Source organism: Microbispora sp. NBC_01389 (genome assembly GCF_045040095.1).
Classification (GTDB): Bacteria; Actinomycetota; Actinomycetes; order Streptosporangiales; family Streptosporangiaceae; genus Microbispora.
The window spans coordinates 4,623,029-4,636,388 of sequence record NZ_CP109552.1 but is presented as its reverse complement, the minus strand read 5'-3'; the positions used below and the strand labels follow the sequence as shown (position 1 = coordinate 4,636,388).

Sequence of the window (13,360 nt, the reverse complement as noted above, 5' to 3'; positions counted from 1 at the left end):
ATTCGGCACTTAGCGCACATCCGGAACAAAGATCACACTGGCCGTCAGGGGCGGACGGCACCGATCGCGTGATACTCCGCGAGTGTGACAATCTTCACAACATCGCCGGTCTGCGGAGCGTGGACGACCTTGCCGTCGCCCGCGTACAGGCCCACGTGACCGAAGCCCGCGTGGAAGAGCAGATCGCCCGGCTGGAGCGCGTCGAGGGACACGCGGCGGCTCGCGCCCCACGCCCACTGCTCGTAGCTCGTACGCGGCAGGCCGACTCCGCCCGCCGCCCAGGAGGCCTGGACGAGGCCGGAGCAGTCCCAGGAGTCCGGCCCGCTGCTCCCGTAGCGGTACGGCTTGCCGACCTGCTTGTAGGCGAACTGGAGCGCAGACAGGGCGTTGCCCGACGCGGAGCCCTTGTAGGCGACGCCCGCGCTGTTGGGATTGCCCGCGTTGTAGGTGCCGAGCGAGCGCAACAGCTTCATCTGCTCGTTGACGAGCGCGTCGACCTTCTTCTTCTCGTCGGCGAGCTCGCTCCTGACCTTGGCGGCCTCGGCGTAGACCGTCTTCGTCTGGTCCCGCCGGTCTTTCAGGCCCTGGATGGCGCCCTCGTACTGCTGGAGCCGCCCGACGCGCTCGGCGGAGATGTGGTTGTACGTGGCGAGACCGCTGAGCATGGTGTCGGGGTCGGGGTTGTAGAAGACGCCCCAGGATCCGATGTCGCCCACCTGGTAGCTGCTGACCGCCATGGTCACCAGCCCCGAGCGCAGCGCCTCGACCCGCGCGTTCTGCTTCTTGAAGTCGTCGTTGAGCGCCAGATACTTCTTCCTGGCCGACTTCCACTTCTCACCGGCCGCGTTGTAGCGGTCCACGAGCTTGTCCGCCTGCGCGTTCAGCCGGCTCAGCTTCGCCTTGGCCTGGGCAAGGGTGGGTTTCGGATCGGCCTGCGCGCCCGTCAGCGGCGTCAGCAGGACCACGGCGGCCAACCCAGCGGCCACCGGCACACGCCCTCGCACTCGGGCCCCCTTCGGGATCAACGAACCTGAGGCGCGACTCTATCTAGGCGATCTTGGCGCTTCAACCTATTCGCAGCTATTCGCGGCAGTCATCACTCACCGAATCGGCCTCCGTACGGAGCGTGCCGCACCGGATCAGCCGCGGCCGAGGCGACGCAGCAGCAGGAGCGAGGGCACCGGCCGGGCGCCCATGCGGCGGACGGAGTCGGCCACCTCGCGGTCGGAGGAGACGACCGCGATGCCGCGCCCCGGCGGCTCGGCGCGCACGAGCGTGCGGATGAGGTCGTCGGCGATCTCGCCGGGCGCGCTGAACATCACCCGCACCCCGCGCGGCGCTGAGACCTGCACGGGCCCGTTCAGCTCGGCGCCGTCGAAGACGCACGTCACCTCTACGCGCGCCTGCACGGCGAGGCCGCCCAGCCCGGTGAGCAGGCGGGCGCGCTGGTCGGCGAGGGTCAGCGTCGGATAGCCGGTCTTGGTCACGTTGTAGCCGTCGACGATCAGGTGCAGGTTGGGCAGCGCGAGGAGCAGGTCGAGGAGCTGGGGGTCGTCGTTCGCCAGCGCCCGCGCGGGCACCGCCGTCACGCCGGGCTCGCCCGGCACGATCGCGTTCACGTAGTCGGCCGGCCTGCTGATGGTGGTCGGCAGGCCGAGCTCCTTGCGCAGCCCCGCGGCGGCGTCCTGCAGGGCGTCCAGCAGCACCCGTACGCGGGCGTCCTCCATGCTGCGGCCCTCGCGGGCGGCGCGGCGGCTGGCCTCCAGCTGACGCTCGGTGTCCGCCAGGCGCTCCCTGAGCCTGCGCAGCTCGGTCTCCGCGGCGCCGTTGGCGCTCGCCGCCCTGGCCCGCGCCTCGGCCGTCCCGGCCTCCAGCTCGGCCGCCCTGGCCTCGGCCGCTTTGACCCGCTCACGCGCGTCGTGCAGCTTGCGCCTCAGGTCGGAGTTCTCCGCGCGGGCCGCCTTGAGCTGCTCGCGGACCCGGTCGATCTCCTCCCTGGCGGACGCGCGCTGCGCCGCGAGCTGCTCGCGCAGCCGCGTCTCCGCCTGCTCCCGCTGCGTGCCCGCCGCGGCGGCCTGCTCCAGGTCGGTCCGCGCCTGCTCGACCAGGTCCGGCCAGCCGGGCGGACGGGTCAGGTAGGCCGCCGCCGCGACCAGCACCGGCTCGGCCGCCGGCGGCACCGTCCCCTCGGCGAGGCTCGCCACCAGCTCGGGCCAGGCCGTCTCCAGCGCCTCGGCGACCTGCTCGCGGAACTCCTTGTCGTTCTCCAGCTGGGCCGCGATCGGTGCGCTGCCCAGGCGGGCGCGCTTGCGCGGGTCGAACCTGGCGATGCCGCGCAGCGGCGGCGGCACGGTCGCGGCGGGCATCGTGCCCAGCACCTGCCCCGCGACCTCCACGACGTGTAAGCGGACCTGCTCCGGCAACGGACGAGACAGGCCTTCTCCGGCTGAACTCATCTCGTCGCTCCTCGGCCGTTCCTGCAGACCTGCCGCCTGCCGGGATCGCCCGGCGGCGCCTCGCGGAGCTGTCGCCCCCGGTGTGGGGGCCCGGGAGCGGGCTCCGACGAGGCCGGGCCTCGCGGCGCGCCCGCACGGCGCCCCTCACACGGCAAGATCTGCGAGATAGTCCTCTGTTCTTGTCCTTCTTCAAGGGTACGGCCGTCGCACCGTGTCCATGTCCGGTTCATGATCTGTCACCGGCCGCGCGGTGATCCGCTGGCGCCCGGGGCGGTCCGGTCCGTACGCTCGGCGGAGTGTTCACCCCGCCGTACCCGATCATCACCCCCCGGCTGGTCCTGCGTCCCTTCACCGAGGCGGACCTCGACGACCTGCACGCCTTCCAATCGCTTCCCGAGGTCACGCGGTATCTCTACTGGGACGCCCGTACGCGGGAGGAGACGAAGCGCCTGGAGGCCCGTCTGGTCGAGAACGAGTTCTTCGCCGGCGCGTGGAGCGACGAACTGGTCTACGCGATGCTGGCGCGCGAGTGGCGGGCGTCCCCCGCCGCCTCCGCCGGGCACCGGGCCTGACGCCCGCCTCCACCCAAGGGCGGAACCGCGGGAAATGAAAGAACGGGCCGTTCGTTTCAGGCGTCAGCGCAGCATACGGCGTGGAATAAGTTTGACGCGTTGACTAACTCCCCGGTGGATTTTACGGTACGGGCACTTCGGACGCGGCCCCGCGGCGACGGGGAGCCGCCCCGGCCGTCACCGTCGCCGGCCGGTGCGGGCGCCTCCCGGGCCTCGACACGGCGTCACCCGTCACTCAGGGAGATTCGATGCGCCTCACCATCCCCCGGGCCCGCGCGGCTCGCCTGGCCGCCGGGGCGGCGGCGGTCACCCTCGCCGCGGCGGCGCTGGCCGCCACGGCGCCCGCCCAGGCCGCGACCGGCTGCGCCGTGACCTACACCTACAGTGAGTGGTGGGGCGGGTTCAGCGCGAGCATCACGATCCAGAACCTGGGCAGCGCGATCAACGGCTGGACCTTGGGGTTCACCTTCCCCGACCCCGCCCAGAAGGTCGACGTCGGCTGGTCGGCCACCTACAGCCAGAGCGGGCAGAACGTCACCGCCAGGAACATGGACTACAACGCCGCCATCGCCACCGGCGCCTCGGTGCTGATCGGCTTCAACGGCACCTGGTCGGGTTCCAACCCCAAGCCGGCCGCGTTCACCCTGAACGGTGAGGCCTGCAACACCATCAACGTCAGCCCGAGCGCGACCCCCACCCGCACTCCCCAGGCCACCCCCACATCGACGCCGACGTCGACCCCGACCTCGACGCCCACGTCGACCCCGACGTCCACACCGACGTCCACGCCCACGGGACCGTCCGGCTCCGCGCTGTACGTGTCGCCGGGCGGCGCCACAGGTGCGTCCGGGACGATCTCGGACCCGACGACGCTCGCGTCGGCGATCACCCGCGTCGCCGCCGGCGGGACGATCTACCTGCGCGGCGGGACGTACAACCTCTCGCAGACGGTGACCATCGCGGCGGGGAACAACGGCACGTCGAGCGCCCGCAAGAAGCTGTCGGCCTACCCCGGCGAGACCCCGGTGCTGAACTTCTCCGCGCAGAGCCAGTCCTCGTCGAACCGGGGGCTCGCGCTGTACGGGTCGTACTGGCACGTCTACGGCGTCGTCGTCCAGCGCGCCGGCGACAACGGGATCTACGTCGGTGGCAGCAACAACATCATCGAGCGCACGGTGACGCGGTTCAACCGGGACACCGGGCTGCAACTCGGCCGGATCGCCTCCGACACCCCCCGCGCCCAGTGGCCGTCCAACAACCTCGTCGTGAGCTCGGAGTCGCACGACAACGCCGACTCCGACGGTGAGGACGCCGACGGCTTCGCCGCGAAGCTGACCGTCGGCAACGGCAACGTCTTCCGCTACGACGTCTCCCACAACAACATCGACGACGGCTGGGACCTCTACACCAAGACGGACACCGGAGCCATCGGCCCGGTCACCATCGAAGACTCCCTGTCCTACAACAACGGCACCCTCACCGACGGCAGCCAGGCCGGGGCCGGCGACCGCAACGGCTACAAGCTCGGCGGCGAGGACATCGGGGTCAACCACGTCATCCGCCGCAACATCGCCTATCACAACGGGCACCACGGGTTCACCTACAACCGCAACCTCGGCACGATGACGATCTCGGACAACGTCAGCGTCGACAACGCCGAACGCAACTACTCCTTCGACGCGGGCACCTCGGTGTTCCGCAACAACACCTCGTGCCGCAGCGGCGGCGGATCGAACGACAAGATCGTCGGCAACTCCGACAGTTCGAACCAGTTCTGGTCCGGCTCGAACGGGTCCCGCTGCTCCTCCTACCGGGGAGCGCCGCGCTGGTCCTTCGCCTCCGACGGCCGCCTCGTCGTGACCTTCGGCTAGTTTCCTCCGGGGCGGTCCGGCCAGGCCGGGCCGTCCCGGGAGGAAGCTCCCGGGCCGCCCAGGGAAGGCAAATGTCGGTCGGAATCTCTATGGTCTTGGCGTGGACGCGGTACAGGGCACGCTGGACGAGCTCGGCACTCCCCTGCGGGAGGTGACGTTCGTCGTCTTCGACCTGGAGACCACCGGCGGGTCGGCCGCGGAGCACGCCATCACGGAGATCGGGGCGGTGAAGGTCCGCGGCGGCGAGGTGGTCGGCGAGTTCGCCACCCTGGTCGACCCCGGCGGCCCGATCCCGCCGTTCATCTCCGTGCTCACCGGCATCACCGACGCGATGGTCATGGCCGCGCCGAAGTTCACCGAGGTGCTGCCGAGCTTTCTGGAGTTCATCGCGGGGGCTGCGCTGGTGGCGCACAACGCGCCGTTCGACATGTCGTTCCTGAAGGCGGCCTGCCAGGCGGGCGGCTACCCGCCTCCGGCCAACCCCGTGGTGGACACGGCCGACCTCGCGCGCCGGGTGCTCACCCGTGACGAGACCCCCAACTGCAAGCTCGGCACCCTCGCCCGGGTCTTCCGCAGTTCCACCGAGCCCTGCCACCGGGCGCTGGCCGACGCCAAGGCCACGGTCGACGTGCTGCACGGTCTCATCGCCCGGGTCGGCTCGCTCGGCGTGCACACGCTGGAGGAGCTGCGCGGATTCGTGCGCGCCCCCACGCGCGAGCAGCAGCGAAAACGCCACCTCGCCGACGGGGTGCCCGGCGCGCCGGGCGTGTACGTCTTCGAGGACGCCAGGGGCGAGGCGCTGTACATCGGCAAGAGCTCCAACCTGCGCAACCGCGTGCGCAGCTACTTCACCGCGAGCGAGACGCGCTCGCGCATCCGCGAGATGGTCGGCATCGCCGAGCGGGTCAGGACCATCGTCTGCGCCACCGCGCTGGAGGCGGAGATCCGCGAACTGCGGATGATCGGGACGACCAAGCCCCGCTACAACAGGAGGTCCCGCTTCCCCGAGCGGGTGGTCTGGCTGAAGCTGACGAACGAGCCGTTCCCGCGGCTCAGCGTCGTCCGGGAGGTGCGCGACGACGGTGCGGCCTATCTCGGGCCGTTCGGCAGCAGCCGCACGGCCGACGACGCGCGCACGGCGATGCACGAGGCGCTGCCGCTGCGCCAGTGCACCGAACGGCTGTCGGCCCGGGCGCGGCGGCCGGCCTGCGCGCTCGCGGAGATCGGCCGCTGCGGCGCGCCCTGCGAGGGGCGGGAGAGCGAGGAGACCTACTCCCGGCACGCCGACCGAGCCCGGCACGCGATGGAGCACGACGCCGAGGCCGTCTTCTCCGCGATGGAGGCGCGCATGCGGCGCCTGGCCGACGAGCAGCGATACGAGGAGGCGGCGGTCGACCGCGACCGCCTCGCGGCCTACGTCCGGACCGCGGCGCGCATGCAGCGCCTCCGGTCGCTGACCGGCATCCCCCAGATGGTCGCGGCCAGCCCCGCCTTCGGCGGCGGTTGGGACATCCACGTCATCCGGTACGGCAGGCTCGCCGCGGCGGGCGTCATGCCGCGGGGCGCCCACCCCACGCCGTACGTGGACGCGCTGGTCGCCACCGCGGAGACGGTGACGCCGGGCCCCGGCCCGACCCCCGCCGCCAGCGCCGAGGAGACCGAATGCGTGCTGAGGTGGCTCGACTCCCCCGGCGTGCGCCTGGTCCAGGTCGACGGCGTCTGGAGCCTCCCGGCGTACGGCGCGGGGCGGCTGGTCGGCCGGATCGAGCGTGCCTACCTGCACCTGCGCGGCGACCGCCGCGAGGGCCGCCCACTACGGTGATCCCACGCGCACCGGAGGACCCGGCGCGCGGCACCGCCCGCGCCACTGCCAGGTGACATCGCAGTACCGGCCCGAAATAGAGGGCGCTGACGGGGGCACTAGTGTCGGGTGCGACAGCGAAGCCGCGACACAGCAGGAGAGGCCCGAATGGTCACCGCGATCGTCCACATCAAGGCGGATGTCGACCGGATTCCCGAGGTCGCCGAGGCCATCGCCGAGGTCGACGGCGTCAGCGAGGTGTATTCGATCACCGGCGAGTTCGACCTGCTGGCCATGGTCAGGGTCGCCAGGTACGACGAGGTGGCCGAGGTCGTGCCGGGCCGCATCAACAAGGTGACCGGCGTGCGGCACACCGAGACCCACATCGCCTTCCGGACCTACTCCCGCCACGACCTGGAGGCGGCCTTCTCGATCGGCCTCAGCGACGCCGACTGACTCGGCCAGGCCGCCCGGGACGGTCAGGCGGGGCGCAGGAGGCGGACGCGGACCTCGAAGCCGCCCGGCAGCGGATGCTCGGCCACCGAGCCGCCGAACAGCGCCGCACGCTCCCAGGTGCCGTGAGCCCCGGCGGCCGGGTCAGGCGCCGGAGGAGCCGAGCGTGCGGCTCAGGTCCACCCACCGCTCCAGGGTCTTCGCCGCCCTGCCCGAGTCGACCGCCTCCACCGCCCGCGCGTACGCCGCGCGCAGGTCGGCGACGAGGTCGTCGCCGGGGCCGTCGTACGCGACCAGGCCGGCCGCCGCGTTGAGCAGCACGGCGTCCCGTACGGGCCCGGTCTTGCCGCGCAGCAGGTCGTGCACCGCCGCGGCGTTGAAGTCCACGTCGCCGCCGCGCAGGTCGCCCGGTTCGGAACGGGGGATGCCGAGGTCGGCCGGGTCGAAGACGGTCCGGGTCGCGGTGCCCTCCCGGACGACGAAGACCGTCGACGGCGCGGCCGTCGACAGTTCGTCGAGGCCGTCGTCGCCCCGGAACACGAGCGCCGAGACACCGCGCTCGGCGAACACGCCGGCCATCACCGGCAGCATCCGGGCGTCGAACACTCCGATCGCCTGGGCGGCGGGGCGCGCGGGATTCGCCAGCGGCCCGACGAAGTTGAAGACCGTCGGCACGCCGATCTCCTTGCGCGGCGGGCCGGTGAACCGCAGCGCGGAGTGGTAGAGGGGCGCGAAGCAGAAGGCGATGCCCGCCTCCACCGCCACCCTGGCGGTGAGCCGCGGCGCCAGGTCGAGCGCGACACCCAGGCGTTCCAGCACGTCGGCCGCCCCGCACAACGAGGAGGCGGCGCGGTTGCCGTGCTTGACGACCCTCGCTCCGGCGGCGGCCGCGACGATCGCCGCCATCGTCGAGACGTTCACCGTGTGCGCCCGGTCGCCGCCCGTGCCGACGATGTCGAGCACCGGCCCCTCGACCGTGAGCGGGGTGGCCAGCTCGAACATGGTGCGGACGAGGCCGGTCACCTCGGCGACCGTCTCGCCCTTGGCCCGCAGCGCGACGGCGAAGGCGGCGATCTGCGCCGGGGTCGCCGCCCCCGACATGATCTCCCCCATGACCCAGGCCGTCTCGTCGGCCGTCAGGTTCTCCCCCGCGAGCAGGGCGTTCAGCGTCGAGGGCCAGGTGGTGCGCGTGTCCATCGTGGGCTCCGCGATATGTCGAGGTCAGGTCGGAGATGCCAGGTCGTAGAGGGCGCCGGGTGAAAGTTGCGGCAAGACCCTGGCTGAAACGCCGGAAGAGCAGGTCAGTGCGCCCGGGTGACGCTCAGGCGGCGCCGCATGAGGTCGGCGACCGCCTCCGCGAGCACGACGGGGTCGAGCGGGTGCGCGACCACCGCGTCGGCGCGGGACCAGTTGGCCAGCCAGCGGTCGTCCCTGCGGGCGATGAGCAGCAGGATCGGCGGGCAGTCGTGCACCTCGTCCTTGGCCTGGCGGCTCACTCCCATGCCGCCGGCCGGCACCGCCTCGCCGTCGAGCACGGCCACGCCGATCTCACCGGAGTCGAGCTGCCTGAGCACGGCCGGCTGGGTCGCACACTCGACGATCTCGACGAGGGGCACGTCAGCGGCGGGGCGCCGTCCGATGGCCAGCCGCACCTTCTCCCGGGTGCCTGCGTCGTCGCTGTAGACGAGAACCCTCATTACACGCTCACTGTCGAATCGCGGGGTATGGTCATCGTGATGCTACCGGCGCGGCTGCCAGGCTCGCAGCCCCGGGGCTCCCGCCATGGCATGCCCGCTTCCGAGGGCGCGGACGGACCCTAGCGGGGGGTCGTGGGGCGACCCGACCTGGAGAGCCGCAATAATGCTGGGCGTGGCGACAGCATCCGCAATTACTACGACGACGAGACCGCACGGGTCCAGCCGGCCGAACCTGGTCCAGGTGGGCACCATCGTGTGGTTGTCCTCTGAGCTCATGTTCTTCGCGGCGCTGTTCGCGATGTACTTCACCATCCGGTCGGTCAGCCTCGGCCAGGGCACGCACTGGCCCGAGGCGCACCTCGAAGTCCCGTTCGCGACCTTCAACACGACCGTTCTGGTCCTGTCGAGTGTCACGTGCCAGCTGGGCGTCTGGGCTGTGGAAAGAGGCCAGGTCAAGAAGCTGCGTTTCTGGTATGTCGTAAGCTTCCTGATGGGCGCCTTCTTCGTGGGCGGTCAGCTTTACGAGTACGGGAACCTGGCGCGCGAGGGTCACGTCCTCTCGCACTCCCCGTACGACTCGGTGTTCTTCCTGACCACGGGCTTCCACGGTCTGCACGTGACGGGTGGTCTGATCGCGTTCCTGTTCATCCTGGGACGCACGTACGCCGCGAAGCGCTTGACGTATGAGCAGCAGACCAGCGCGATCGTCGTGTCCTACTACTGGCACTTCGTCGACGTGGTCTGGATCGGCCTTTTCGCGACCATCTACATCATCAAATGATCGGAACGGGGATTTCGGTGAACTCCATCACCGCCCGACGGCGCCATCCCCTCGCGCGAGTCGCCGTCGTGGCGCTCGCGCTGGGCCTGCTCGGCGGCGGGTACGCGCTCGCCGCGCCGAACGGCAGCACCGCCGACGCCGCGATCGCGTCCGGCAAGGCCGACGACGCGGCGGAGGGCAAGAGCCTCTTCGTCGCGCACTGCGCGAGCTGCCATGGGTTGAACGCCGAGGGCACCAGCAAGGCCCCGACGCTCATCGGCGTCGGCGCGGCCGCCGTGGACTTCCAGGTGAGCAGCGGCCGCATGCCGGCCGCGGACGCGGGTCCCCAGGCTCCGCGCAAGCCCAGACCCGAGTGGGCCACCGACCAGGCGATCGACCAGCTCTCGGCGTACGTCCAGACACTGGGCGGCGGCCCGACGCGGCCGACCGAGGAGCAGGTGAACCCCGCGCTGGGCGACCCCGCCAAGGGCGGTGAGCTGTTCCGGGCCAACTGCATCCAGTGCCACAACTTCGTGGGCGCGGGCGGTGCGCTGACCTACGGCAAGTACGCCCCGTCGCTGAACCCGGCGACGCCGACGGAGATCTACGAGGCGATGGTCACCGGCCCGCAGGCGATGCCGGTGTTCAACGACTCCACGATCACGCCGGAGCAGAAGCGTGACATGATCGCCTACATCACCCACGTCCGGTCGCAGGTCGACCCGGGCGGGTCGGGCCTGGGCCGCATCGGCCCCGTCACCGAGGGCATCGTGGCGTGGGTCGTGGGTCTCAGCCTCCTGATCCTGGCCTCCATCTGGATCACCGCGAAGAAGCGACGGGCGCAGGCATGACAGAGCAGAACGAGTATCCCGAGAGCGGCCGGGTGCCGACGCGCGTCATCGGCACGCCGCCCGCCGACGCGCCCATCGAGGAACACGACCCGATCCACGAGCCCGCGGGCGTCGAAGGTGTGATCCCGCAGGACCCGGTCAAGGTCCGCAAGGCGGAGCGCATGGTCGCGTTCCTCTTCCTGATCACCTTCCTGGCCGGCGCGGCCTTCATCGCCGCGTACGTGATCTTCCAGGTCGGCACGATCGACAAGACGGCCGCGTCGAACTACGCGCTCGGCGGCACGCTGGCGCTGGCCCTGCTCTCGCTGGGCGCGGGCGTCACGGTGTGGGTGCGGCAGATCATGCCGAAGTACAACCTGGTCCAGGAGCGCCACCTGATGGCCTCCGACGGGGACACGCGCGAGCACGTCAAGGAGACCTTCCTCCAGGGCGCGGACGAGAGCGGCTTCGTCAAGCACAGGCTGCTGCGCCGCACGCTGCTGCTGGCCGCGGCGCCGCTCGGCCTCGCCCCGCTGGTGCTGCTGAAGGACCTCGGCCCGCTGCCGGGGACCTCGCTGCGGCACACCGTCTGGGGAGAGCCCATGAAGGGTGGCAAGCCGCGCCGGCTCGTCGTCGAGGGCACCGGCCAGCCGATCCGCGCCGCCGACTTCAACTCGCCCGGCGGCATCCTCTCCGTGGTCCCCGAGGGCTACGAGGAGGACCTGAACGCGCTGGCCAAGGCGACGCTGATCCTGCTCAAGTTCCGCCCGGAGGAGATCAAGTCCGGCACGAACAAGAACTGGACCGTCGACGGCATCGTCGCCTACTCCAAGATCTGCACCCACGTGGGCTGCCCCGCCGCGCTGTACGAGCAGACGACGCACCACATCCTCTGCCCGTGCCACCAGTCGACCTTCGACGCGGCCGACGGCGCCAAGGTCATCTTCGGTCCCGCGGCCCGGCCGCTGCCGCAGCTGCCCCTCGGCATCGACGAGGAGGGGTACCTCGTCGCGAAGTCCGACTTCAAGGTCCCCGTCGGCCCCAGCTTCTGGGAGCGCGGCGACGCCGAAGCTGAAGTAAGAGAGAAGGCGTGATGAACGCTCCTCCGAAGGCCATCACGGGCCCGTCGACGTTCCTCGACGACCGGCTGGGAGCGGGGAACTTCCTCAAGCGCAACCTGCGCAAAGTCTTCCCCGACCACTGGTCGTTCCTTCTGGGGGAGATCGCGCTCTACTCGTTCGTCATCCTGCTGCTGACCGGCACGTTCCTGACGTTCTGGTTCAAGCCGAGCATGGGCGAGGTCAACTACCTGGGGAACTACGCCCCGCTGTACGACGTCCGCATGTCGGAGGCGTACGCCTCGACCCTGCACATCAGCTTCGACGTCCGCGGCGGCCTGCTGATGCGGCAGATGCACCACTGGGCGGCGCTGCTGTTCGTCGCCGGCATGACGGTGCACGCGCTGCGCATCTTCTTCACCGGCGCCTACCGCAAGCCGCGTGAGCTCAACTGGCTCATCGGCGTCGGCCTGCTCACGCTGGCGCTGCTGGAGGGCCTCACCGGCTACTCCCTCCCCGACGACCTGCTCTCCGGCGCGGGCCTGCGGATCACCCAGGGCGTCGCGCAGTCGATCCCGATCGTCGGCACCTACGTCTCGTTCTTCCTGTTCGGCGGGGAGTACCCGGGCCACGACGTCATCCCGCGGTTCTACACGATCCACATTCTGCTGATCCCGGGCATCCTGCTCGCGCTGATCTCGGCCCACATGATCCTGATGTGGGTGCAGAAGCACACGCAGATGCCGGGCAAGGCGCGGACCGAGAAGAACGTCGTGGGCGCGCCGTTCTATCCGGCCTTCATGGCCAAGTCGGGTGCGTTCTTCCTGTTCACGTTCGGGGTCATCGCCCTGCTCGGCACGTTCGCCCAGATCAACCCGATCTGGCTGTTCGGGCCGTACAACCCGGCGAACATCTCGGCCGGCTCCCAGCCCGACTGGTACATGGGCTTCCTGGAGGGCGCGCTCCGCATCATGCCGTCGTGGGAGATCAACTTTCTCGACCACACGGTGACGCTGAGCGTGCTGATCCCGGCGCTGGTGCCGATGGGCATCATCATGACGGGCCTGGCGCTGTACCCGTTCCTGGAGCAGTGGGTCACCGGCGACCGGCGCGAGCACCACGTGTGCGACCGGCCGCGCAACAACCCGCACCGCACCTCGATCGGCATCTCGGCCATCACGTTCTACGGAATCCTGTGGCTGCTCGGCGCCAACGACGAGATCTCGTCGACCTTCCACATCGACCTCTACACGACCACCTGGATCGGGCGGTTCGCCGTCTTCATCGGCCCGGCGATCGCGTACTGGATCACCTACCGGATCTGCATCGGCCTCCAGCGCAAGGACGCCGAGGTGCTGTCGCACGGCGTGGAGTCCGGGGTCATCAAGCGGATGCCGAACGGCCAGTACATCGAGGTCCACACGCCGCCGGCGGAGGACATCGCCGAGCACATCCGCGGCAAGAAGGAGATCCCGGTCCTGACGGGCGCGGCGGACGGCGACGGCATCCCGCCCAAGGGCGCCCGCAGCGCGATCGGCCGGCTCCGGACCAGGATGAGCGAGGCGTACGGCACCGACCGTGTCCCGCTGACCGACGGCCACCACAACGGCCACCACGAGGAGGAGCACGCCGCCGTCGGCGCCGGCGAGCGCAAGGAACTCCTCTGACGCACAACCTGACCGGCACGACCTGACCGGCGCGCAGCGGCCCGGCAGGGGGAACCACTCCCCCGCCGGGCCGTCGTGTTTCCCGCTTCGCTCATCGGGGCGCTCACGCCCGATGTCTTCCCTCGTCGCGCTCTGGTCGCTTCGCTCCCGCGCGCGCTCCTCAGTCCAGACACCGGCGCGCCCCTCCGGCTCGCT

General features: G+C 70.8%; 12 protein-coding genes. 8 read left to right on the top strand and 4 right to left on the bottom strand.

Annotated elements, in window-relative coordinates:
• Positions 1-44 precede the first annotated feature (44 nt).
• Both OG344_RS20970 and OG344_RS20965 read right to left on the bottom strand, forming a co-directional pair.
• Positions 45-986, bottom strand: a complete 942-nt coding sequence (locus tag OG344_RS20970; protein ID WP_405084539.1) for an NlpC/P60 family protein — start codon at positions 984-986, stop codon at positions 45-47.
• Between the two features lie 153 nt (positions 987-1,139).
• On the bottom strand, positions 1,140-2,456 hold the full coding sequence (locus OG344_RS20965) for an NYN domain-containing protein (RefSeq protein ID WP_405084538.1): 1,317 nt from the start codon (positions 2,454-2,456) through the stop codon (positions 1,140-1,142).
• A 296-nt stretch (positions 2,457-2,752) separates the two neighbouring features.
• Between OG344_RS20965 and OG344_RS20960 the strand changes: the two genes are divergently transcribed.
• The 4 genes from OG344_RS20960 to OG344_RS20945 all read left to right on the top strand — a co-directional run bounded on the left by OG344_RS20960 (position 2,753) and on the right by OG344_RS20945 (position 7,156).
• Entirely contained in the window at positions 2,753-3,028 is a 276-nt protein-coding gene (locus tag OG344_RS20960) for a GNAT family N-acetyltransferase (protein ID WP_405084537.1), read from the top strand.
• Positions 3,029-3,276: 248 nt separating this feature from the next.
• The gene (locus OG344_RS20955) at positions 3,277-4,899 is read left to right on the top strand and encodes a cellulose-binding domain-containing protein (RefSeq protein ID WP_405084536.1); all 1,623 of its coding nucleotides are present in this window, start codon (positions 3,277-3,279) and stop codon (positions 4,897-4,899) included.
• Positions 4,900-4,999: 100 nt separating this feature from the next.
• Positions 5,000-6,721 (top strand): DEDD exonuclease domain-containing protein, encoded by a 1,722-nt coding sequence (locus OG344_RS20950; protein ID WP_405084535.1) that lies wholly within the window; start codon positions 5,000-5,002, stop codon positions 6,719-6,721.
• 147 nt (positions 6,722-6,868) lie between these two features.
• A complete protein-coding gene (locus OG344_RS20945) occupies positions 6,869-7,156 on the top strand; it encodes an Lrp/AsnC family transcriptional regulator (RefSeq protein ID WP_150932978.1) in 288 nt (95 codons plus the stop codon).
• A 141-nt stretch (positions 7,157-7,297) separates the two neighbouring features.
• On the opposite strand, the gene trpD is transcribed toward OG344_RS20945, so the two are convergent.
• Together trpD and OG344_RS20935 are read right to left on the bottom strand one after the other, a co-directional pair.
• Complete coding sequence (gene trpD, locus OG344_RS20940; RefSeq protein WP_405084533.1) at positions 7,298-8,350, bottom strand: anthranilate phosphoribosyltransferase; 1,053 nt, start codon at positions 8,348-8,350, stop codon at positions 7,298-7,300.
• Between the two features lie 104 nt (positions 8,351-8,454).
• Complete coding sequence (locus OG344_RS20935) at positions 8,455-8,850, bottom strand: hypothetical protein (protein WP_405084532.1); 396 nt, start codon at positions 8,848-8,850, stop codon at positions 8,455-8,457.
• Between the two features lie 163 nt (positions 8,851-9,013).
• On the opposite strand from OG344_RS20935, the gene OG344_RS20930 reads away from it, so the two are divergent.
• From OG344_RS20930 to OG344_RS20915, 4 genes are read left to right on the top strand one after another with little or no spacing between them, the layout of a single operon-like run.
• Positions 9,014-9,631 carry a heme-copper oxidase subunit III gene (locus OG344_RS20930; RefSeq protein ID WP_327045001.1) on the top strand — a complete coding sequence of 206 codons (618 nt, stop codon included), beginning with the start codon at positions 9,014-9,016 and terminating at the stop codon, positions 9,629-9,631.
• Positions 9,632-9,648: 17 nt separating this feature from the next.
• Entirely contained in the window at positions 9,649-10,461 is an 813-nt protein-coding gene (locus OG344_RS20925) for a c-type cytochrome (protein ID WP_405084531.1), read from the top strand.
• On the top strand, positions 10,458-11,534 hold the full coding sequence (locus tag OG344_RS20920; RefSeq protein WP_405084530.1) for a Rieske 2Fe-2S domain-containing protein: 1,077 nt from the start codon (positions 10,458-10,460) through the stop codon (positions 11,532-11,534). Before OG344_RS20925 ends, OG344_RS20920 begins: the two co-directional genes overlap by 4 nt.
• Positions 11,534-13,165, top strand: coding sequence for a cytochrome bc complex cytochrome b subunit (locus tag OG344_RS20915; protein WP_405084529.1), 1,632 nt, complete (start codon positions 11,534-11,536; stop codon positions 13,163-13,165). Before OG344_RS20920 ends, OG344_RS20915 begins: the two co-directional genes overlap by 1 nt.
• Positions 13,166-13,360 lie beyond the last annotated feature (195 nt).